This window comes from Cedecea davisae DSM 4568, from assembly GCF_000412335.2.
In the GTDB taxonomy this organism is placed as follows: Bacteria; Pseudomonadota; Gammaproteobacteria; order Enterobacterales; family Enterobacteriaceae; genus Cedecea; species Cedecea davisae.
The window spans coordinates 3,966,710-3,988,954 of record NZ_KE161030.1 but is presented as its reverse complement, the minus strand read 5'-3'; the positions used below and the strand labels follow the sequence as shown (position 1 = coordinate 3,988,954).

General features: G+C 55.0%; 20 protein-coding genes. 15 read left to right on the top strand and 5 right to left on the bottom strand.

All coding sequences use genetic code 11. The features are described from left to right. Nucleotides 1-44 precede the first annotated feature (44 nt). The gene (gene metC, locus HMPREF0201_RS18140) at nucleotides 45-1,232 is read right to left on the bottom strand and encodes a cystathionine beta-lyase (protein ID WP_016538209.1); all 1,188 of its coding nucleotides are present in this window, start codon (nucleotides 1,230-1,232) and stop codon (nucleotides 45-47) included. Between the two features lie 256 nt (nucleotides 1,233-1,488). On the opposite strand from metC, the gene exbB reads away from it, so the two are divergent. After that, entirely contained in the window at nucleotides 1,489-2,223 is a 735-nt protein-coding gene (gene exbB / locus HMPREF0201_RS18135; RefSeq protein WP_039898824.1) for a tol-pal system-associated acyl-CoA thioesterase, read from the top strand. Between the two features lie 6 nt (nucleotides 2,224-2,229). Next, nucleotides 2,230-2,655 carry a TonB system transport protein ExbD gene (exbD, locus tag HMPREF0201_RS18130; protein ID WP_016538207.1) on the top strand — a complete coding sequence of 142 codons (426 nt, stop codon included), beginning with the start codon at nucleotides 2,230-2,232 and terminating at the stop codon, nucleotides 2,653-2,655. Between the two features lie 39 nt (nucleotides 2,656-2,694). On the opposite strand, the gene HMPREF0201_RS18125 is transcribed toward exbD, so the two are convergent. Together HMPREF0201_RS18125 and HMPREF0201_RS18120 are read right to left on the bottom strand one after the other, a co-directional pair. After that, nucleotides 2,695-3,078: a hypothetical protein gene (locus HMPREF0201_RS18125; protein WP_016538206.1), complete on the bottom strand. Its 384-nt coding sequence runs from the start codon at nucleotides 3,076-3,078 to the stop codon at nucleotides 2,695-2,697. A 4-nt stretch (nucleotides 3,079-3,082) separates the two neighbouring features. After that, nucleotides 3,083-3,484 carry a hypothetical protein gene (locus HMPREF0201_RS18120; RefSeq protein ID WP_039898822.1) on the bottom strand — a complete coding sequence of 134 codons (402 nt, stop codon included), beginning with the start codon at nucleotides 3,482-3,484 and terminating at the stop codon, nucleotides 3,083-3,085. Nucleotides 3,485-3,578: 94 nt separating this feature from the next. Here HMPREF0201_RS18120 and HMPREF0201_RS18115 point away from each other — a divergent pair, with 94 nt between their 5' ends. Both HMPREF0201_RS18115 and HMPREF0201_RS18110 read left to right on the top strand, forming a co-directional pair. Next, nucleotides 3,579-4,082 (top strand): ESA_00282 family adhesion-associated protein, encoded by a 504-nt coding sequence (locus HMPREF0201_RS18115; protein ID WP_016538204.1) that lies wholly within the window; start codon nucleotides 3,579-3,581, stop codon nucleotides 4,080-4,082. A 102-nt stretch (nucleotides 4,083-4,184) separates the two neighbouring features. After that, a complete protein-coding gene (locus HMPREF0201_RS18110) occupies nucleotides 4,185-4,682 on the top strand; it encodes a TIGR00645 family protein (protein WP_016538203.1) in 498 nt (165 codons plus the stop codon). A gap of 127 nt (nucleotides 4,683-4,809) precedes the next feature. Here the strand turns inward: HMPREF0201_RS18110 and HMPREF0201_RS18105 are convergent, their stop codons facing one another. Then, nucleotides 4,810-5,661, bottom strand: a complete 852-nt coding sequence (locus HMPREF0201_RS18105; protein WP_039899431.1) for a MurR/RpiR family transcriptional regulator — start codon at nucleotides 5,659-5,661, stop codon at nucleotides 4,810-4,812. 248 nt (nucleotides 5,662-5,909) lie between these two features. Between HMPREF0201_RS18105 and HMPREF0201_RS18100 the strand changes: the two genes are divergently transcribed. From HMPREF0201_RS18100 to iolB, 10 genes are all read left to right on the top strand, one after another. Then, nucleotides 5,910-7,415 (top strand): CoA-acylating methylmalonate-semialdehyde dehydrogenase, encoded by a 1,506-nt coding sequence (locus tag HMPREF0201_RS18100; protein WP_039898821.1) that lies wholly within the window; start codon nucleotides 5,910-5,912, stop codon nucleotides 7,413-7,415. Nucleotides 7,416-7,426: 11 nt separating this feature from the next. Next, nucleotides 7,427-9,355: a 3D-(3,5/4)-trihydroxycyclohexane-1,2-dione acylhydrolase (decyclizing) gene (iolD, locus tag HMPREF0201_RS18095; protein ID WP_039898820.1), complete on the top strand. Its 1,929-nt coding sequence runs from the start codon at nucleotides 7,427-7,429 to the stop codon at nucleotides 9,353-9,355. A gap of 316 nt (nucleotides 9,356-9,671) precedes the next feature. Beyond that, the gene (iolG, locus tag HMPREF0201_RS18090; RefSeq protein WP_016538198.1) at nucleotides 9,672-10,658 is read left to right on the top strand and encodes an inositol 2-dehydrogenase; all 987 of its coding nucleotides are present in this window, start codon (nucleotides 9,672-9,674) and stop codon (nucleotides 10,656-10,658) included. A 35-nt stretch (nucleotides 10,659-10,693) separates the two neighbouring features. Then, a complete protein-coding gene (locus HMPREF0201_RS18085; RefSeq protein ID WP_016538197.1) occupies nucleotides 10,694-11,623 on the top strand; it encodes a sugar ABC transporter substrate-binding protein in 930 nt (309 codons plus the stop codon). Between the two features lie 47 nt (nucleotides 11,624-11,670). Then, nucleotides 11,671-13,218, top strand: coding sequence for a sugar ABC transporter ATP-binding protein (locus HMPREF0201_RS18080; protein WP_016538196.1), 1,548 nt, complete (start codon nucleotides 11,671-11,673; stop codon nucleotides 13,216-13,218). An 11-nt stretch (nucleotides 13,219-13,229) separates the two neighbouring features. After that, complete coding sequence (locus tag HMPREF0201_RS18075; protein WP_016538195.1) at nucleotides 13,230-14,258, top strand: ABC transporter permease; 1,029 nt, start codon at nucleotides 13,230-13,232, stop codon at nucleotides 14,256-14,258. A gap of 14 nt (nucleotides 14,259-14,272) precedes the next feature. Further along, nucleotides 14,273-15,406 carry a Gfo/Idh/MocA family protein gene (locus tag HMPREF0201_RS18070; RefSeq protein WP_016538194.1) on the top strand — a complete coding sequence of 378 codons (1,134 nt, stop codon included), beginning with the start codon at nucleotides 14,273-14,275 and terminating at the stop codon, nucleotides 15,404-15,406. A 9-nt stretch (nucleotides 15,407-15,415) separates the two neighbouring features. Beyond that, on the top strand, nucleotides 15,416-17,329 hold the full coding sequence (locus HMPREF0201_RS18065; RefSeq protein WP_016538193.1) for a bifunctional 5-dehydro-2-deoxygluconokinase/5-dehydro-2-deoxyphosphogluconate aldolase: 1,914 nt from the start codon (nucleotides 15,416-15,418) through the stop codon (nucleotides 17,327-17,329). Nucleotides 17,330-17,339: 10 nt separating this feature from the next. After that, complete coding sequence (gene iolE, locus HMPREF0201_RS18060) at nucleotides 17,340-18,230, top strand: myo-inosose-2 dehydratase (protein WP_016538192.1); 891 nt, start codon at nucleotides 17,340-17,342, stop codon at nucleotides 18,228-18,230. 9 nt (nucleotides 18,231-18,239) lie between these two features. Beyond that, nucleotides 18,240-19,058, top strand: coding sequence for a 5-deoxy-glucuronate isomerase (gene iolB, locus HMPREF0201_RS18055; RefSeq protein ID WP_016538191.1), 819 nt, complete (start codon nucleotides 18,240-18,242; stop codon nucleotides 19,056-19,058). An 84-nt stretch (nucleotides 19,059-19,142) separates the two neighbouring features. Here iolB and HMPREF0201_RS18050 read toward each other — a convergent pair whose 3' ends face one another. Next, the gene (locus HMPREF0201_RS18050) at nucleotides 19,143-20,069 is read right to left on the bottom strand and encodes a trypsin-like serine peptidase (protein WP_016538190.1); all 927 of its coding nucleotides are present in this window, start codon (nucleotides 20,067-20,069) and stop codon (nucleotides 19,143-19,145) included. Between the two features lie 282 nt (nucleotides 20,070-20,351). Here HMPREF0201_RS18050 and gss point away from each other — a divergent pair, with 282 nt between their 5' ends. After that, nucleotides 20,352-22,217 (top strand): bifunctional glutathionylspermidine amidase/synthase, encoded by a 1,866-nt coding sequence (gss, locus tag HMPREF0201_RS18045; protein WP_016538189.1) that lies wholly within the window; start codon nucleotides 20,352-20,354, stop codon nucleotides 22,215-22,217. Nucleotides 22,218-22,245: the final 28 nt, after the last annotated feature.

Genomic DNA, 22,245 nt, shown 5'->3' with positions numbered 1-22,245 from the left:
ATGATGGCAAAAAAATGCTCCACGTTGGCCGCAGGGCGGAAAAATCAGGCTATACGCTGGAAACCTGCCGCCAGATCGGCAATCAAGTCGTCCACGTTTTCCAGCCCAATATGGAGGCGAACCAGGGTGCCGCTGAAGTCTACTCCGCCTGCGGGGCGGATCTCCGCCAGCTCATCGGGCTGATTAGCGAGAATAAGCGATTCATAGCCGCCCCAGGAATAGGCCATGCTGAAATAGTCGAAGTGGTTGAGATACTGTTCATACTCAGCGTCGCTCAGCCGTTTTTTCAGCACAAACGAAAACAGGCCGCTGCTGCCCGTAAAGTCTCGTTTCCAGTATTCATGTCCTTTACTGCCCGGCAGCGCCGGGTGGTTCACTCTTTCTACCTGAGGATGCTGCGCCAGCCATTCGGCGACTTTCAGGCTGCCTTCATGGTGCTGGCGCAGGCGAACGCCCAACGTGCGTATTCCCCGGCTGGTCATATAGGCGGTATCTGCATCCACCATTTGCCCCATCAGATAGGCGTTTTCGCGAAGCTGGTCCCAACATCGGGCGTTTGACACGGCGGTGCCGACCATCGCATCGGAGTGGCCGATTAAATATTTCGTGCCCGCCTGAATAGAGATATCGATACCAAAGTCGAGGGCTTTGAACAGCACGCCTGCGGCCCAGGTGTTGTCGATCATAATAATGGCTTCGGGCGCAACACGCCTGACGGCCTGGACAATCGCCGGGATATCGTAGACTTCCATGGTGATAGAGCCGGGGGACTCAAGAAACACGATTTTGGTGTTGGGCTGAACGAGGCTCGCAATAGCCGGGCCAATTTCCGGATCAAACCAGGTGGTTGAGACGCCGAGCTTAGAGAGGATTTTGCTACAGAAATCCTGGGTGGGTTCATACGCCGTGCCGGTGACCAGAATGTGATCGCCCTGTTCAACAAAGGCCAGAATGGTGTTGGCGACGGCGGCGGCTCCGCACGGGAACAGCGCGCATCCGGCACCTCCCTCAAGTTCGCACATCGCTTCCTGTAGAGAAAAATGGGTCAACGTACCCCGGCGGCCATAAAACAGCTCGCCTTTTGCGCGGTTGGCGGTGGCCTGTTTTTTGGCCTCAACGCTCTCAAAGACCAGAGAAGAAGCGCGCTGAATAACGCTGTTAACCGAACCCTGGGTAAATTTCTTGCTGCGCCCGGCGTTCACCAGCGCCGTTTCGATGTGCTTTTCCGCCATTTTTTATGCCCCGTTTAACCATCTGGATGTCTGGACGTAAATTAACACAGAATGGGCAAAGGGCATCATGGCGTTTTTTCAGGTTGGCTAAAAAAGTCATCATTTCGCCAACCGGCCGCTTTTCCTGCGTAAGCTCAAGGAATGACTCAACAAATTCGGGCACTCTGCAAATACTAATGAGAACGACTATCAATTCGATAGTTTTTTGATATATTAGTCTCAGTTTTGACATTTATTTCTCGCTGGAGCGTAAGACGTGACGAGTAACCTGATGCAGACGGATCTGTCCGTTTGGGGCATGTATAACCATGCTGACATCGTAGTTAAGATAGTGATGATTGGCCTGATTCTGGCCTCCGTTGTCACCTGGGCAATCTTCTTTAGCAAAAGCGTGGAGCTGATTACCCAAAAACGTCGCCTCAAGCGCGAACAACAGCAGCTGGCTAACGTCCGCTCTCTTAACGAAGCGAGCAGCACGGCAGAAGCTTTCGACAGCAAAAGCCTCAGCACTCTGTTAATCAATGAAGCGCAGAATGAGCTGGAACTCTCCGCCGGCGTTGAAGATAACGAAGGCATTAAAGATCGTACCGGCTTCCGTCTTGAACGCCGCGTTGCGGCCGTCGGGCGCCATATGGGGCGCGGGAACGGCTTCCTGGCGACCATCGGTGCGATTTCCCCGTTTGTCGGCCTGTTCGGCACCGTTTGGGGCATCATGAACAGCTTTATCGGTATTGCCCAGTCACAAACTACCAACCTGGCTGTTGTTGCGCCGGGGATCGCAGAAGCGCTTCTGGCAACGGCGGTTGGCCTGGTAGCAGCTATTCCGGCGGTTGTTATCTATAACATCTTCGCCCGTATGATAGGCAGCTACAAAGCTACGCTAAGCGACGTTGCGGCGCAGGTTCTGCTGCTGCAAAGCCGTGACCTCGATCTGGACGGCAACGCACAGCCTCGTCCGGTGCGTAACGCCCAGCAACTGCGTGTAGGTTAATGCCCCATGGCAATGCGTCTAAACGAAAATCTCGACGACAATGGTGAAATGCACGAAATTAACGTCACGCCGTTTATCGACGTAATGTTAGTTCTGCTGATCATCTTTATGGTGGCAGCGCCGCTGGCAACGGTGGACGTGAAGGTTAACCTTCCGGCTTCAAGCAGCCAGCCGCAGCCGCGCCCGGAAAAACCGGTTTACCTGTCGGTTAAGGCAGACCATTCGATGTTTATCGGTAACGATCAGGTAAGCAAAGAGTCGATGGTTAACGCGCTGATAGCCGCAACGGAAGGCAAGAAAGACACCACTATTTTCTTCCGTGCGGATAAAACCGTGGACTACGAAACGCTGATGGACGTAATGGATACGCTGCACCAGGCGGGGTATCTGAAGATTGGTCTGGTAGGCCAGGAAGTCACGAAGGCGAAGTAAGAGTAGCGTCCCTCTCCCTGCCGGGGAGAGGGTTTTAATCTACAGCGTCGAGCTTTTCCACGTCTTCTCAGCTAAACCCCGGGTAATAGAAAGCGTCTCGGTTTCCTGCTCTTTCAGGCGCTGGTAATGGCCCTCCAGCCGCTTCAGGATCTGCGCTTTAAGCTTGGGTTGGCCGCTAAGAATCTCTTCCAGCACCGCGCCGTACACCTCTTCTTTAACCCGCCACGGGTAAATCTCACGACGGTTCATCCATTTAAGGTCAACCAGCGCCGAAGTAATATCCGTTACCTTTTGTGTATTACGGGTAATATTTTCATTCTTAAGGCGTACCAGTATTGCCATATTTTTACTTAACGTAAATTCATGGTCTTTATTCTCGTCGGCGTTGATTAATACCGGCGGATTTTTATCAGGTTGTGCCATGACATTAATCCTCAATGGAATAGCATAACGGCCAGGGTTTTTCCTGGGTCATTTGATTAACCCAAATTTCCTGTTGCTTACCGTTAACCAGCGCTGTTTTATCTTCAATGAGCATCTGTAAATCGGCGGCGCTAATAAGCTCTTTTTCTACCAGTTCTTCCATCAGGGCGTGCAGCGCCTCAATCCTTACCGCACAGAGTAAGCGTTCTTTTATATGGCGATCGGTTTCTTCAAGCAGGCGGTTCTTAGCCTGCCCGGCGTAATGGCTGCCGCTAAGGATGGTTTTTTCCAGCGTTAAAATCTTATCCTGAACGACTTGCGGCGTGTTACTATTTTCTGATTCTGCAGGGAGCGTTGACGGTGCAACGACAGGATAGCGCCGTGGTAAGAAGTGTTCAGGCAGCATCGCATGCGATCCTTTGATATCGGGTTCAATATTCAGGTTCAGAGATGCGCGGTATGATGCCTCAAATCTAAAATAAAAAAAACAGGAGTTTCTTATGCACAGCATATTTTATTCTATTGTCACAATTTTGATTTTGTTATGCGCGGTGCTGGTAATGCGCAAGGAATTTAGTTCGCCTGATAATAAAAAGAAAAATGGCTCCGGGAAAATAGAGCCGGTGTCCAGTAGCGAAGAGCGTGAGGATTATTTTGGCATGTTGATGTCAAAAATTACCCCCAACTATTACTGGCGTATTAATAGTGAGTATATAGATTTCACGCATGCCACTATTAAAAAGATGCGCATCGAAGAACTGACTTCACAGCCAATTTTATTTAGTGCTCAACGCCGCTGCAGCGATTTAAACTCGGCGGTGTACAAATATTATGACAATATCAAAAAGCGCTGCGCCGAAGGCGAAGAGGTGCCGCTGACGGATATCGAAGTGCTTAACCTGCGTCAGTGCTTTAATGAGTTCAGCCGCGAAGCTTACCCTGAGCTGGTAGCGCTGGTTTGGCCGCAGTATCAGCGCCCGGAGATAGACCTCGCGAGCATTTAAGGCTTTGGCACGGCAAGGTGGGGCGGACACAACGTTAGCCTCACTATTGTTAACCTGAATTCGCTATACTGGCGCTCTTTTTGGATTTCCAGACAGGACATTATGGAACGTTTTATTGAGAATGCGATGTACGCCTCGCGCTGGCTGTTGGCCCCGGTTTACTTCGGTTTGTCGCTGGCGCTGCTTGCCCTGACGATTAAGTTTTTCCAGGAGATTATTCACGTTATCCCGAATATCTTCTCGATTGCGGAAGCCGATTTAATTCTGACGCTGCTCTCGCTGGTGGATATGGCGCTGGTCGGCGGCCTGCTGGTGATGGTGATGTTCTCGGGCTATGAGAATTTTGTCTCCACGCTGGATATCTCGGAAGGGAAAGAGAAGCTTAACTGGCTGGGGAAAATGGACTCCGGCTCGCTGAAGAATAAAGTGGCGGCGTCGATTGTTGCTATCTCTTCCATCCATTTGCTGCGCATTTTTATGGACGCCAAAAACGTGCCGGACAATAAGCTGATGTGGTACGTGATTATCCACCTGACGTTTGTGCTGTCGGCATTTGTCATGGGCTATCTCGACAAGCTTTCCCGCAGCGCCAAATACTAGTTTTAATGCCCCTGCGATTACCTGGCAGGGGCCATCCACTCTCCAGAGCTCCACGCCAGCATCGCGCCATAGCATCCAGCAGGCCGCTTTGGCCACAGGATTGTGGCGACGTTCGGCAATCTGAAAATCAGGCTTCCGGCGAAAGCGAGCCCTGTGAAGCGCCCTGGTAATAGGCCAGCGCCACCATCAGCGACTGCACCAGGCAAAGGGTTGCGGACTGGGAGCGGAAGGCGTCCACCTGGGCTTCCTTTACCACAAAGCACAGGTCGCTAAAGGTGGCGAACGGGCTTATCTGGCTGTCGGTAATCACTATCTGGCTCGCGCCAGCCCTGGCGGCAATTTCGCTGACCATCAGCGTCTCTTCGGCATACGGTGAGAAGCTAATCGACACGACAATGTCTTTTGCCTTCACGCGGTTGACCTGTTCACGCAGCATGCCGCCCAGTCCGTCGAGCAGTACCGCACGGCATTCAAGGTGGCTAAGGGCATAAGTCAGGTAGGCCGCCACGCTGAACGAGCGGCGCAGGCCGACAACGTAAATGGTGTCGGCTCCGGCTAACAGTTCAACCGCACGCTGTAACATTTCTGGCTCGGTTCGGGCGGCCAACTGCTGTAGCGCCTGAGCGTTCGAGCGGGCGAATTCCTGCAAAATATCCAGCGGCGTCTCCGGCACCGTTTCACTCCCCAGTTCACGAAACAGGCGTGCCCGGTCGGTGTAGCTTGCCGTCTCTTCCACCAGGTTCATGCGAAACAGCTGTTTCATTTCATTGAAGCCGCTGAAATCAAAGGCATTGGCAAAACGGATAAGCGTAGAAGGCGGTACTTCAGCCCTTTCTGCAATGGTCGCCACGGTATCGAAAGCCACGCTGTTGGTATTATCCAGCACGTAGCGGGAAACCTGCTGAAGCCTTTTACTCAGGCTTTCATAGCGGTCGCGGATCTGCTGCTGAAGCTCGCTCAGGGTATTCGCCGTGGTCAATTTGCCTTCCTCAAAAATGTTTATTGAAACGTATTTAAGCGCAGTCACGCGCAAAATGAAACAGATGCACCGGCGGCTGTCGGGCCTGAAAATCTTCCGTTCACCACGTCTGTGTATATCGGCAGCGAGTTAACATAAAAACGGAGTGTTGATCACAATAATCAATATTTGTTTTATTTCAACTTAAAATGGAATATTTGTTTCATATACAGTGTTCAGGTGATCAACATAACAGCGAGAGGGTAGAGATGGAGACGGTAGCGAATTTTATTCACGGTGAAAGCGTTACGGGCGAAGGCCAGCGCGTTCAGGCGATCTTCAACCCGGCGACCGGCGCGCAGATTCGTCAGGTGGCGATGAGCACCGCCAGGCAGACGGAGCAGGCTATTGCCGCTGCCCAGCAGGCGTTCCCCGGCTGGGCGAGACAGTCTCCACTGAAGCGCGCTCGCGTCATGTTTCGCTTTAAAAGCCTGCTTGAGCAACATATGGACAGCCTGGCGCGACTCATCAGCGAAGAGCACGGCAAAGTTTATTCAGACGCGGTGGGCGAGCTAACGCGCGGCCTTGAAGTGGTCGAATTTGCCTGCGGCATTCCCCATCTGCAAAAAGGCGAGCACTCGGCAAACGTAGGCACCGGCGTTGACAGCAACTCCCTGATGCAGCCGCTCGGCGTGTGCGCCGGGATAACCCCGTTTAACTTCCCTGCGATGGTGCCGATGTGGATGTTCCCGATTGCGCTGGCAACCGGAAACACCTTCGTGCTCAAGCCTTCAGAAAAAGATCCTTCGCTGGCGGTGCGGCTGGCGCAGTTGCTGAAAGAGGCCGGGCTACCGGACGGCGTGTTTAACGTTGTGCAGGGCGATAAAGAAGCGGTAGACGTACTGTTAACCGACCCGAGAGTGCAGGCGGTCAGCTTTGTTGGCTCAACGCCCATTGCGGAATATATCTACCAGACAGCCTCGGCGCACGGTAAGCGCTGTCAGGCGCTGGGCGGGGCCAAAAATCACTGTATTTTAATGCCGGATGCGGACATGGATATGGCTACCAGCGCGATTATGGGGGCGGCCTATGGCGCCGCCGGTGAACGCTGCATGGCGCTCTCCGTAGTGGTAGCCGTCGGGGATGAAACCGCAGATGAGCTTTGCTCGCGCCTCGAGCAACAGATTGCCACTCTGCGGGTCGGACCGGGCCTGGGGCAGGAGCCTGAAAACGAAATGGGGCCGCTGATTTCCGCACCGCACCGCGCTAAAGTTCTCGGCTACATTGATAGCGGTGAGGAGCAGGGGGCAACGCTGCGCGTTGACGGCCGCGGCCTGAAGCTGGCGGGTAACGAAGGCGGTTACTTCGTTGGTCCTACGCTTTTCGATAACGTCACGCCTGAAATGACCATCTATAAAGAAGAGATCTTTGGCCCGGTGCTTTGCGTGGTGCGGGCGAAAGATTATCACAGCGCGCTGGGGCTGATTAACAAACACGAATACGGCAACGGTACGGCGATTTTCACCCGCGATGGCGGCACCGCAAGGCGTTTCTGCGAAGAAGTTCAGGCCGGTATGGTGGGCGTTAATGTGCCGATCCCGGTACCGATGGCGTTCCACAGTTTTGGCGGCTGGAAGCGCTCAATCTTCGGGCCTCTGAACGTTCACGGCAGTGACGGCGTGCGCTTCTATACGCGTATGAAAACCATCACCGCTCGCTGGCCGGAAAGCAGCCAGCAGCAGGGTTCCGCATTCTCGATGCCAACGCTTGGCTGACAGGAGGAAAGATGACAACACAACGCATGACCATGGCGCAGGCGCTGGTCAGGTTCTTAAACCAGCAATACGTTGAAATCGATGGCGAAGAGCAGCCCTTTATCGAAGGCGTGTTGACCATTTTCGGGCACGGCAACGTGCTCGGTATTGGCCAGGCGCTTGAGGAAGAGCCCGGCCACCTCAGGGTGCATCAGGGCTGCAATGAGCAGGGCATGGCCCACATTGCTACCGGATTTGCCAAACAGCACCGGCGCCAGCGTATTTATGCCGTGACTTCGTCCGTAGGGCCCGGGGCGGCAAATATGGTCACCGCGGCGGCAACGGCAACAGCGAACCGCATTCCGCTGTTGCTGTTGCCGGGGGATATTTACTCCAGCCGCCAGCCGGACCCGGTACTGCAACAAATTGAGCAGTATCATGATCTTAGCATCAGCACTAACGACTGCTTCCGGCCCGTTTCACGCTACTGGGACCGTATTAACCGCCCGGAGCAACTGATGAGCGCGATGTTAAGCGCTATGCGAGTGCTTACTAACCCCGCTGATACCGGCGCGGTTACAATTTGCCTCCCGCAGGATGTTCAGGGTGAAGCGTGGGATTATCCGCAGAGCTTCTTTGAAAGACGTATTCACCATATTGAGCGACGCCCGCCGGATGAATACCGCCTGCATATCGCGCTGGAGCTAATAGCCAGCAAGCGCAGGCCGCTGGTGATTTGCGGCGGGGGGGTTCGCTACTCCGGCGCGCATCGGGCGTTTCAGGAATTTGTTGAAAGCGCAGGATTCCCTTTTGCCGAAACCCAGGCGGGTAAAGGCGCAATTGTAAGTGAACACTTACTTAACCTTGGCGGCCTTGGCGTAACCGGCGGGCTTGCCGCTAACCGGCTGGCTCCCGAGGCGGATTTAATCATCGGAGTGGGGACAAGGCTGACCGATTTCACCACCGGTTCAAAGTCGCTATTTGCCCCGGATGCGGAATTTCTGCTGCTCAACGTCGTCGAGTTTGATGCGCTGAAGCTGGACGCCACGCCTCTGCTGGCCGATGCTCGTGTCGGGCTTGAACGCTTAACGGCGGGCCTGCGTGAAGCGGGCTACCGCTCGGCCTGGCGGGGTGAAGTTGAGAAGGCGAAAGCAGAATGGAACGATGAGTGCCAGCGGCTATGGTCGCGCAGCTGGCGGCCCGGCGAAGCCCCCGAAGTGGCCGGGCATCTCGATGCTGAGTTGCAGGAATACAGTGAAGCTCTGGGGACTTCATTAACGCAGACCCGCGTACTTGGGTTAATCAATCAGCATATTGAAGACGATGCTATCGTGGTGGGCGCCGCAGGCTCACTTCCCGGTGACCTTCAGCGGCTCTGGCAGGTAAAAACGCCGGACAGCTATCATCTGGAATATGGTTATTCCTGCATGGGTTATGAGGTCGCCGCTGCCGTTGGCGCAAGGCTTGCCAGGCCGGAGCAGCCGGTTTATGCGATGGTGGGCGATGGATCTTATCTGATGCTGCATTCCGAGCTGCAAACGGCGGTGCAGGAGGGGATTAAAATTACCATTCTGCTGTTTGATAACGCCGGTTTCGGCTGCATCAACAACCTGCAAATGGGGCATGGAATGGGTAGTTTTGGCACCGAAAATCGCCATCGCTGTGCGAAAAGCGGGAGGCTTGACGGCCCGCTGGTGAGAGTGAACTTTGCCCAAAATGCCGAAAGCTACGGCTGCAAAGCCTGGCGAGTCAACGACGAGTTTGAACTGTTGGCCGCCCTGGAAGCCTCCCGGCACCACCCTGGCCCGACGCTGTTGGACATCAAAGTGCTGCCAAAAACCATGACTCATGATTACGAAGCCTGGTGGCGTACCGGCGATGCGCAAATAGCGCGTTCTGATTCGATAACTGAGGCGTCAGGCCAGACCCTGGAGCAGCTGAAACACGCCCGGCAGTATTAATCCCCCCCATTCCGCCAGAAATCCTGGCGGAATATTTATTTCATTAACCCTTCCTCTATAAGGGACTTCCCCTGGCGTATGCGCTCTCACTCGCAGACCCCCACCCTGGCGCTGTTCTTATTCGCAAAATGTTGTGATTTTGATAGCAAAACACAGCCGATAAATAACCAAAATGTTAACCTCTGCGCAAAAATGAAACTTTCACTCTGCATTGAAATGAAATAAATGTTTTATTTAGGGCGTCGTTATCCAGCTGCAAACGGAGCCGGGGGACCCGGCGCATAACCCAACAGCTATGCCAATATCGGGAGTTGCTATGTTTAACATTGCTTTACTCGGAGCGGGCCGCATCGGCCAGATCCATGCCGCGAATATTGCTGCCCACACGCATTCCACCCTCTGGTCGGTTGTCGATCCTAATGAAGAAAACGCCTCACGTATTGCCAGCAAGTATCAGGCTCGTCGGCAAAGCGTGGATGAGGCCATGGCCGACCCGGAAGTCCATGCGGTGCTGATTGCTTCAGCCACCGATACCCACGCAGACCTGATTGAACTGGCGGCAAAAAACGGCAAAGCCATTTTCTGTGAGAAACCCGTTCACCTTGATCTCGCCCGCGTGCGCGACTGCCTGAAAGTGGTGAAGGAGCATAACGTTCCTTTGTTCATCGGCTTTAACCGCCGCTTTGATCCGCAGTTCCGCAAGGTCAAAAACGAAGTTATTCAGGGGCGCATCGGCAAGCCGGAATCGCTGCTGATTATTTCGCGCGATCCTTCTCCGCCGCCCGCTGAATATGTTCGTGTTTCCGGCGGCATGTTCCGGGATATGACTATCCACGACTTTGATATGGCGCGCTTCATCATGGGTGAAGAGCCTGTGTCTATCTACGCCCAGGGCAGTAACCTGGTGGACCCTGCTATCGGCGCGGCTGGCGATATCGACACCGCTTTTATCGTTCTGAAATACACTTCCGGCGCGCTGGCCACCATCGTTAACAGTCGCCGCTCGGCCTATGGCTACGATCAGCGTCTTGAGCTGCATGGCGCGAACGGCCTGCTCACGGCGGGGAATATCCTGGAAAACCAGGTGCAGCATTTTAGCGCCAGCGGCTGCAACAGCGCGCTGCCGGAACACTTCTTCCTCCAGCGCTACAAAGATGCCTACGCCGCCGAGTGGCAGCATTTTGTTGCGGTACTGCGCGGTGAGGCCAAACCCGAGTGCAGCGGCGATGACGGTGAACGTGCCCTGTACCTGGCCGATAAGGCGCTGGAGTCTCTGCGTAACCAGCGCGAAGTTGCTTTGTAAGCTCCGAAGACCCTACACACATAAGAGAGAGAATAATGAAAAAGCTCATCCTCGCCGCCCTCATCGCCCTGACCACCACTTCGGCATTGGCCGAAAACGAACAGATTGTTTTTAGTACCCCGAACCTGGCAATGCCGTTTGAGGTTCATATGCAGCGTACTGCGGTCAAAGCCGCCCAGGATATAGGCGTGAAATTGCAGGTGCTGGACAGCCAGGGCAGCTCGCCGAAGCAGGTGGCTGACCTGGAAAACGCCATTACCCGCGGCGCACAGGGATTTATTGTTTCGCCTAACGACGTTAATGCGGTGTCCAGCGCGGTAGGAGAAATCCAGGACGCTAAGCTGCCGGTAGTCACGCTAGACCGCTCGGTTGTCAGCGATAAAAAAGTTCCGCACTTCGGGGCGAACAACTACAAAGGCGGCCAGGCTGTGGCGGACTTTGTGAAATCCAAATTCCCCAACGGAGCGGAGATTATCCTGCTTACCGGCCAGCCTGGCTCCTCTTCCAACATCGAACGTACTAAAGGGATACGCGACGGCCTGAAAGCGGGCGGTGATAAATACAAGATAGTTGCCGATCAAACGGGTAACTGGATGCGTTCCGAAGGGATGCGCATTGTTGAAAGCGTGCTGCCTTCTCTGCCGAAAAAACCTCAGGTGATCCTCTCGGCTAACGACGATATGGCGCTGGGGGCTATCGAAGCGCTGAAGGGGCAGGGAATGAAGCCGGGCGAAGTCATGGTTACCGGCTTTGACGCCGTACCGGAAGCGCTGGCGCGAGTGCGTGATGGCTGGCTGGCGGCAACGGCCGATCAGCGCCCGGGTTTTGCGGTGAAAACGGCGATGAGCCAGCTGGTGGCCAATATCCGCGAGAAAAAGGAGATCACCGGGGCGGACTACGCGCCGACCATGATCACCAAAGATAACCTCGATCAAGCAGAGCGTATCGGCGAAGCCGGTCAATAAGCCTGACCGCGCCCGCCGTCCGGCGGGCGCTACAGAGGAGCAGTCTGATGTCGCAACCCTTATTAAAAGTGACCGACCTGGCAAAAAGTTTCTCCGGCGTGTGGGCGTTGACCAGCGCCCAGCTCACCGTTGGGCAAGGCGAAATTCATGCCCTGCTCGGGGAGAACGGCGCGGGAAAATCCACGCTGCTAAAAGCGCTGGCCGGAGCGCAGCCGCAAACTCGCGGTGAAATCTGGTTTAACGGGGAAGCGCTTGCTCTGGAGGATTCGCCGGTAGAGCGCCAGAACAAGGGCATTATTACCATTTACCAGGAGTTTAACCTGCTGCCCAACATGACGGTGGCGGAAAACATGTTCCTTGGCCGGGAACCGCGCCGCCGCAACCTCATTGTTGATAGCAAAGCGGTAAACCAGGAAGCGCAGGTCATTCTGGACTATTTGCAGCTCAACGTTGCGCCCACTACCGCCGTTGCCCGTCTTAGCGTGGCGCAGCAGCAGATGGTGGAGATTGCCCGGGCGCTGACGCTTAACGCCAAACTCATCATTATGGATGAGCCTTCTGCCGCACTTAGCGACAGTGAAGTTGAAAGCCTGCACCGCGTGGTTCGTGAACTCAAAGGGCGCGGGGTCAGCATTATCTACGTGACCCACCGCCTGCATGAAGTGTTCCAGCTGTGCGACCGCTTTACGGTGTTTCAGGATGGGCGCTTCACCGGCAGCGGCGAGGTTGCCGGAACCAACGTCGAGCAGATCATTCGCCTGATGGTTGGCCGCGACGTGGTGTTTAACCGCCGTGATTCCAGCCTTACCCACCATGAAGATAAGCCCGTCCGCCTGTCCGTGAAGGGGTTAAGCCGGGAGAAGCCGCCGCTCGACCCGCACGGCATCGCGCTGAAAGATATCAGCTTCCGTGTTCACGCCGGGGAAGTGCTTGGCATTGCGGGCCTGGTGGGGGCGGGAAGAACGGAAGTGGCTCGCTGCCTGTTTGGGGCGGACAAATTTACCACCGGCAGCTTTGAGCTGGACGGCAAGCCCTACCAGCCGCAAAACCCAATGCATGCCTTAGACCAGGGCATCGCTCTGGTACCGGAAGATCGAAAAAAGGAGGGCGCGGTGCTGGGGCTGTCTATCCGCGACAACCTGACGCTTTCCAGCCTGTCATCGCTGCTGACGTGGCGCTATTTCGTTAGCCCGCGCAAAGAAGATGCGCTGATTGAGGCTTACCGCCAGGCGCTGCAAATCAAGATGGTTAACGCCGAACAGGAAGTGCGAAAGCTCTCGGGCGGCAACCAGCAAAAGGTCATTCTGGCGCGCTGCATGGCGCTTAACCCCAGGGTGCTTATTGTCGATGAACCCACGCGCGGCATCGATGTAGGAACTAAATCGGAAGTTCATCAGGTGCTTTTCGACATGGCTAAGCAGGGCGTGGCGGTGATCGTTATCTCTTCCGATCTGCCGGAAATTCTGGCGGTATCCGATCGGATAATCACCCTGAGCGAAGGGCGTATAACCGGCGAACTGCACGGCGACGACGCCAACGAAGAACGGTTGATGACCATGATGGCCATCAACCATAGCGCCTTAAGTGCCGCATAACGGGGGAGCCCATGACGCAAATAATTTCCAAATCTGAGACCCCAGCGAAGAAGGCTTCACGCATCGATCCAATTGCTTTCTTCGAACGCTTCGGGGTGCTGATCTTTATGTTCCTGCTGCTGATCTTCTTTCAGTCGCAGAACAGTAACTTCCTGACCGAGCGTAATATTTTCAACATCCTTACCGAAGTTTCTATCTACGGGATCATCGCGGTTGGCATGACTTTTGTGATCCTGACTGCGGGGATCGACCTGTCCGTTGGCTCTATCCTGGCCGTCTGCGCGATGACCGCGGCTTATGTTATCAAAGGTGACAACTTTACCACCGTCGATCCCAACGCATGGGGCGGCTTTAGCTGGCTGCTGGGGCTTGGGATCTGCCTGGCGCTGGGCACGGTTATCGGCTTCCTTCACGGCCTGGGCGTGACCCGCCTGCGCCTGCCTCCCTTTATTGTCACCCTCGGCGGCATGACCATCTGGCGCGGCCTGACGCTGGTCATCAACGACGGCGCGCCGATTGCAGGCTTCGACCCCGGCTACCGCTGGTGGGGACGCGGCGAAATGCTGGGGATCTCAATCCCAATCTGGATCTTCGCGATTGTTGCCGTTCTGGGTTATCTGGCGCTGCATAAAACCCGCTGGGGGCGCTTTGTGTACGCCATCGGCGGCAACCCGGAGGCCGCTCGCCTGGCCGGAGTCAACGTTAAGCGTGTGCTGGTCAGCGTATATGTCCTGATTGGCTGCCTTGCCGGGCTGGCGGGCTTTGTACTCAGCGCCCGTTTGGGCAGCGCCGAGGCGGTGGCCGGGATCTCCTTTGAGCTACGAGTAATCGCCTCGGTTGTTATCGGCGGAACCTCTTTGATGGGCGGATACGGGCGGATCAGCGGCACCATTATCGGCGCGATCATCATGGGCATCCTGATCAATGGCCTGGTGCTGATGAACGTTTCTGCTTACTACCAGCAGATTATTACCGGGCTGATCATCGTGCTGGCGGTAGCGTTTGATACCTACGCCAAGAACCGTCGCGGCGCGCTTTGAGGAAGGGTCAATATATGAAACAGGTCAGAATTGGGTTAATCGGCACAGGCTACATCGGTAAAGCCCACGCCATCGCCTATGCCCAGGCGCCGACGGTATTTGATTTACAGGGCGAGCTGGTACGCGAAATGGTGGCTGAAGTGACGCCTGAGCTGGCGGCAAAACGCGCCGCGGCATTTGGTTTTAACCGCTCTACCGGCGACTGGCGCGAGCTGGTAGCTGACCCAAATATCGACGTGGTGGACATCTGTTCACCGAACCATCTGCATAAAGAGATGGCGCTGGAGGCTATCCGCCACGGCAAACACGTCTATTCGGAAAAGCCGCTGGCGCTCAATGCCCGTGACGCAAGGCTGATGGTAGATGCTGCGGATCTCGCAGGGGTAAAAACGCTGGTGGGCTTCAACTATATGAAGAACCCGACCGCGCAACTGGCGAAACAGATAATCGAGCGCGGGGAAATCGGGGAAGTCATCCATTTCTACGGCACCCATAACGAAGACTATATGGCCGACCCGCTTTCGCCGATCCACTGGCACTGCTTTAAAGAGACCGCGGGTCTCGGGGCGCTTGGGGATCTGGCCGCGCATATCGTCAATATGGCGCAATACCTGGTCGGCGATATTCGCGAGGTGTGCGGCGACCTGAAGATTGTTGTGCCGCAGCGCCCGGCTTCTGCGGGCAGTAGCGAAATGATCGCCGTCGAAAACGAAGATCAGGCCCATGCCCTGGTGCGGTTTGAGGGCGGTGCGCAGGGCGTTATCGAGACTTCACGCGTGGCAAGCGGCCGAAAAATGGGGCTGACGTGGACGATAACCGGCACCAAAGGCGCGATTAGCTTTACCCAGGAGCGCATGGCGGAGCTGAAGCTCTATCTGCAAAGCGATCCTGAAGGTCGCCAGGGCTTTCGTACTCTGCTGACCGGCCCGGCTCACCCGGATTACGGATCGTTCTGCATGGGGGCGGGGCACGGCATCGGTTTTAACGATCAAAAAGCCGTGGAAGTGCGTGACCTGATCGACGGCATTGCTGCTGGTAAGCCGCTGTGGCCAGATTTTGAAGAGGGCTGGAAAGTCTCGCGCATCCTCGATGCTATCGCCCTGTCTCACCGCCAGGGCCGCTGGGTAAACGTATCTGACATTGTTTGAGGACGAAGCATGAAACAAAAGCAGTTGGATCTGATTTGCATGGGGCGGGTCGCGGTAGATCTCTACAGCCAGCAAATAGGCGCGCGGCTGGAGGATGCCAGCAGCTTTGCTCGCTATCTTGGCGGCTCCTCGGGAAATGTGGCATACGGCACGGCGCGGCAGGGGCTTAAATCGTCAATGCTGGCGCGCGTTGGCGACGAGCACATGGGGCGTTTTTTACGCGAGGAACTTAGCCAGGTCGGCTGCGATACCAGCCACTTGATTACCGACAGCGAACGGCTGACGGCGCTGGTACTCCTTGGGATTAAAGACAGGGATACCTTCCCGCTGATTTTTTACCGCGACAACTGCGCGGATATGGCGATTACCGCCGACGACTTCAGTGAGGACTACATTGCATCTTCCCGCTGCCTGGCTATCACCGGCACGCACCTTTCCAACCCGCGCACCCGTGAGGCAGTTCTCACCGCGTTGAATTATGCGCGGCGAAACGATGTGCGCACCGTGCTGGATATAGATTACCGCCCGGTGCTTTGGGGGCTGACATCTCTGGGGGACGGTGAGACGCGCTTTGTCGCCGCTGAGCAGGTCACGCAGCAGTTACAGTCAGTGCTTCATCTGTTTGACGTTATCGTCGGCACGGAAGAAGAATTCCACATCGCCGGGGGCTCGACCGACACGCTGGCCGCTCTGAAAAATGTACGCGGGGCCACTGAGGCAACGCTGGTTTGCAAGCGCGGGGCGCAAGGTTGCTCGGTGTTTATTGGCGCTATCCCTGCCTCGCTGGACGGCGGCATCAACGTCAGCGGCGTGCGCGTGGAAGTACTCAACGTACTGGGCGCGGGGGACGCATTTATGTCCGGGCTGCTGCGCGGCTATCTCAATGACGAAGGCTGGGAGCAGGCCTGCCGCTACGCCAATGCCTGCGGGGCGCTGGTGGTTTCGCGCCATGGCTGCGCGCCCGCAATGCCGAGCAAAATAGAGCTGGATGATTATCTGGCGCGTGAGCACCAGGTTCCACGCCCCGATCTTGATGCTCGCCTGAACCACCTTCACCGCGTAACAACCCGTCGCCGCCAGTGGCCTGAACTCTGCGTCATGGCTTTTGACCACCGCAGCCAGCTTGAAGAGATGGCGCTCAAAAGCGGGGCCGACCTGCGGCGCATTCCGGTTCTCAAGCAGCTTATTTTGCAGGCCAGCCGCGAGGCCGCCGGGCTTGCAGAGCTGGAAGGGAAAGCCGGGCTGCTGTGTGACGGTACCTTTGGCCAGGACGCGCTTAACTCGATTACCGGAGAAGGCTGGTGGATTGGCAGGCCTATAGAGCTGCCAGGCTCGCGCCCGCTGGAGATGGAGCACGGCAACATCGGCTCTCAGCTCATCAGCTGGCCGCAGGAACACATCGTCAAGTGCCTGGTGTTTTTCCACCCGGAAGACGCCCATGCCCTGCGGCTTGAACAGGAACAGAAAATTGCCGAGGTCTATCGCGCCTGCTGTCAGTCCGGCCATGAGCTGCTGCTGGAGGTGATTCTGCCTGCCGATATGCCGCGCAGCGACGAGCTGTACCTGCGGGCCATTTCGCGTTTTTACAATCTCGGCATTTACCCGGACTGGTGGAAACTCCCGCCGCTTTCCAGCGATGGCTGGGCGGCGCTGAGCAGGCTGGTGGAACAGCGCGACCCGCACTGCCGTGGCGTAGTGATCCTCGGTCTGGATGCCCCGGTGGAGGTGCTGCGTGAAGGCTTTAATGCCGCTGCTGGCTACCCAATAGTTAAAGGCTTCGCGGTTGGGCGCACGCTGTTCGGCGAAGCGTCTCAAGCCTGGTTAAAACGAGATATCGACGATGCGCAGCTGGTGGCTCGCATCCGGGACAATTACCTGCGGCTGATCGCCCTGTGGCGCGAGCGCGGACTGAATCAACATTAAGGAGAGCATCATGACCGTGCATTTAGGCATTAACCCGCTGACCTGGACCAACGACGATCTTCCTTCTTTGGGGGCCGATACGCCGCTGGAAACTTGTCTCAGCGAGGGAAAAGAAGCGGGGTTTGAAGGTTTTGAACTGGGAAATAAATTCCCACGCGAGGCCGGTATTCTGGGGCCGATTCTCCGCAAGCATGATTTAAAACTGGTCTCTGGCTGGTATTCAGGCCGCCTGCTAGAACGATCTGTTGAACAGGAAATAGAGGCCGTGCAGCCGCACTTAACGCTGCTGCGTGAGCTGGGCGCGAAGGTGCTGGTGTTTGCTGAAGTTTCTCATTGTATTCACGGCGAGCAGCAAACGCCTGTTCACCTGCGCCCGCGTTTCCCGGCTGAGCGCTGGGAAGAGTATGGCGAGAAGCTCACCGAATTTGCTCGCTATACGCAGCAGCAGGGCGTGCAGATTGCCTACCACCACCATATGGGAACGGTGATTGAAAGCGCCGAGGACGTGGATAATCTAATGCTTCATACCGGCCCAGAAGTTGGGCTACTGCTGGATACCGGCCATTTGACCTTTGCCGGAGCTGACCCGATTGCCGTGGCCGAGCGCTGGCTCTCCCGCATTAACCATGTGCACTGCAAAGACGTACGCGCGGCCGTGCTGGCAGATGTGAAAAACCGTAAAACCAGTTTCCTCGACGCGGTGCTGAGCGGCGTATTTACCGTACCTGGCGACGGCTGTGTTAACTACCCACCGATTATGGCTCTGCTGAAAAAACAGGGTTATCAGGGCTGGCTGGTGGTTGAGGCCGAGCAGGATCCCGCTGTTGCACATCCGCTCACTTACGCGCGCCTTGGCTACAATAATTTGAGCCAGCTGGCACGCCATGCCGGGCTGATTTAAGGAGGGGAAATGTCCAGATTACTTTCTCGCGGGCAACTGCCGGGCCCTAAAGGGCAAACTCAGCGGATCACGCCTGAAAGCGCGGGCTGGGGCTACGTAGGCTTTGAAGTCTACCAGCTAAGCGAGGGCCAGCGGCTGGACCTGCCTGCGGTAGAAGAAGAGCGCTGTCTGGTGCTGGTTGCGGGGCGCGCCACTATCGATACGCCGCTGGCTCGTTTCCCCGAAATTGGTGACCGCATGAGTCCTTTTGAGCGCCGTAAGCCCTGGGCGGTTTACGTGACATCCGGCGAGGCGATTAAGGTTGAGGCGCTTACGCATCTTGAGCTGGCGGTGTGCTCGGCTCCGGGGAAAGGCACTTACTCCACGCGGCTTATCGCCCCGCAGGACATTGACGCTGAAGCTCGCGGCAAAGGCCATAATCAGCGTTATGTGCATAACATTCTGCCGGAAGATAAACCGGCAGACAGCCTGCTTGTGGTGGAGGTTTACACCAATGAAGGCTGCACCAGCTCGTACCCAAGCCACAAGCACGATACCGATAATCCGCCAAATGAAACGTATCTCGAAGAAACTTATTATCATCGCCTGAACCCACCGCAAGGCTTCTGCATGCAGCGTGTATACACTGACGACCGCACGCTCGACGAATGTATGGCCGTGTACGACAAAGATGTAGTAATGGTGCCCAAAGGTTACCACCCTGTTGCTACTATGGCCGGGTACGACAGCTATTACCTCAACGTAATGGCCGGTCCGGTGCGCAAGTGGATGTTTAGCTGGGAGAAAGATCACGCCTGGGTGAACAGCGATGCGTATGGGGAAAGGTAGAATGTGTTGGGCGTGATGTCTGTCTGCACTGTGTTTAGTAAAAAGCATGCCGGGTTACCGGCATGCTTTTATCTTTCATTCTGTCTATTTTTTGATTCCCAGTTTTGTAGCCTGGGATGCGACCTCATCATAAAGTGACTCAAATTTGTGGTCATAATAAGGACCGTAGTCGGTGTTGGGATCGTCATGTTTATGTGATGCGTTATTACCGATGGCATAGCTTCCATCTTCTTTATCTACTATCCATGCGCCGCCGCTGGCGCCTGACCCATAAGGGTTATCGGACATAGCCGCAACCCCATCCTCTACACCAGCGTTATGACCCTTAACTTTCTGCAAAATTTTACCATCTGAGTAGTTTGATGGATAACCTATGGCATACAAATTGTCATGTTTAAAACCTATTTCCCCCCCTAGCCAGCTAGTCAGAGTTTCGGTCTCGGTTATAATAAAACCGTAATCGACTTTTCTGTTTGTGTCTTCTCCTTCACCTACGACCCAGGAGTCACGAGTGGCTGCTGAGATACCATAAATAATGCCTTTTTCTTTGCCTTTGCGGTAGCCCTGGTGGAATTCAAAGTTGGTATAATACTCCCCTGTTTCTTTATCCCTGACGCAGTGGGCCGCCGTCAATAGAACATTTGGGGCAACAAATTGCGCAGAGCAACGATGCTCACCGCCATCACCTTCAGTAAAATAGAGTACCCCGGCAGTGTTAAAAGGATAATCATCGACGTCAGCTTCTGATGGAACACCTGTTTTTGCTGGTGTCCGGGCGGCGTTTTTGGATGGGCCAGGTTTTGCTATTATTTTAGGGCTAACTAGCTGAGTTTTTTCCTTTTTCATTTTCTCTATTTCTTGCTCTGTAATTTCTGGTGCTTCCTTAGGTGTTGCTTTTTTTAATCGCTCTTCAGTCCAGTAATCTTTTGTTTTGGCGAGGTCATCTTTAGAGAAAGATATAATGCTATTGCCGTTTTTGTTGATGATATTTTTTTGATCGGCCTCGGCCAACTAAAACTCAATAATTAGTTATCTTAATATATGTTGTAGAAAATAACTCTGAGTGGTTTTTTTAAGTTGTATGAAATATTCTTTGATGAATGAATTGAATGTTGGGAAATATATCTCGCGTGTAGATTATGGCCGGGTTTGCTGCCGTTCAGTTTAAACGAAGCAGCACTGCACAAAGCCTGGGATGCAGGTGTATGATAAAGCTTCCTCTGTCAGGTTAATTTCAACGTGCAGACGACAATTATCGTTACCTTTGCCGCCTGCCTGTTATAGGTTGGATACATGCATACAGTAACACCAGATAGTGATGCGCCTTTTGGGACGTTGTTAGGCTATGCCCCGGGCGGCGTAGCGATTTACTCTTCTAATTACGGCAGCCTCGACCCGCGAAACTACCCCGAAGATGCCGAGTTCCGTAGCTACATCGGCAACGAATACATGGGCCACAAATGGCAGTGCGTTGAGTTCGCACGCCGCTTCCTGTTTCTGAACTATGGCTTTGTGTTCACCGACGTTGGCATGGCGTGGGAAATCTTCTCTCTGCGCTTTTTACGCCAGGTAATCAACGACAATATTCTTCCGCTTCGGGCGTTTGCTAACGGCTCTAAACGCGCGCCTGAAGCGGGTGCGCTGCTGATCTGGCAGAAAGGCGGCGAGTTTGATGAAACCGGGCATGTAGCCGTTGTTACCCAGCTTGTGGGAAATAAAGTGCGCATTGCCGAGCAGAATGTCATTCACGCCCCTCTACCTGCCGGGCAGCAATGGACGCGCGAGCTGACCCTGGTTGAGCAGGACGGCCTCTACACCCTGCAAGATACCTTCGAGGATACCTCGATTCTTGGCTGGATGATCCAGACTGAGGATAGCGAACATAGCCTTCCACAGCCCGATATTGGCGGAGATGCGTTAAAAATTGGCGGCGCTCGCCTGGCTAATAAACGGCAGTTCGACGGTAAATGGCTGAATGAAAAAGATGCTTTACAGCGGGCTTATATCGGGGCGAATGGTCACTTTATTAATAAAGATCCCTGCCAGTATTTCACCATTACCGAAACCGCAGAGCAGGAGTTGATCAAGGCGACCAACGAGCTGCATCTGATGTACCTCCATGCAACGGATAAAGTGCTGAAAGACGATAACCTGCTGGCGCTTTTTGATATTCCGAAAATCCTCTGGCCGCGCCTGCGGTTGTCCTGGCAGTGGCGTCGGCACCAGATGGTTACCGGGCGCATGGATTTCTGTATGGATGAGCGCGGGTTGAAGGTTTATGAGTACAACGCCGATTCTGCTTCCTGCCATACCGAAGGTGGATTGATCCTCGAAGAGTGGGTGAAAACGGGCTATCGCGGAACCGGACACAACCCGGCGGAGGGGCTGCTTGAAGAGCTAACGGGTGCATGGAAGCACAGCAGTGCCAGGCCGTTTGTTCATATTATGCAGGATAACGACTCCGAGGAAGATTACCACGCCCTGTTTATGCAGCGTTCGCTGATGCAGGCCGGGTTTGACACCAAAATCTTGCATGGTCTCGGCGAGCTGAGCTGGGATGCTGCGGGGCAGCTTATTGATAGCGACGGGCGGCCGGTCAACTGCGTATGGAAGACCTGGGCGTGGGAAACGGCCATCGAGCAAATTCGTGAGGTAAGTGAAACCGAATATGCGGCGGTACCGATACGCACCGGGCATCCTCAGAACGAGGTGAGGCTGATTGACGTGCTGCTGCGCCCGGAGGTGCTGGTGTTTGAGCCGCTGTGGACGGTTATTCCGGGAAATAAAGCTATTCTGCCGGTGCTGTGGCAGCTGTTCCCGAACCACCGTTACCTGCTGGATACCGACTTCGAAGTCAATGAGCTGCTGGCAAAAACAGGCTATGCGGTAAAACCGATAGCCGGGCGCTGTGGGAGCAATATCGACCTTATCAGCCACCACGATGAACTGCTGGATAAAACCAGCGGCAACTTTGTGGATCGCAAGAATATTTACCAGCAGCTGTGGTGTCTGCCAAACGTAGACGGCAAGTATATTCAGGTATGCACCTTTACCGTCGGCGGAAGCTACGGCGGCACCTGCCTGCGCGGGGATGATTCGCTGGTGATTAAGAAAGAGAGCGATATCGAACCGCTGATTGTGGTGAAGGATAAGCAGTAACCGGTTGTCGGAACAGGGGTAATGGAGC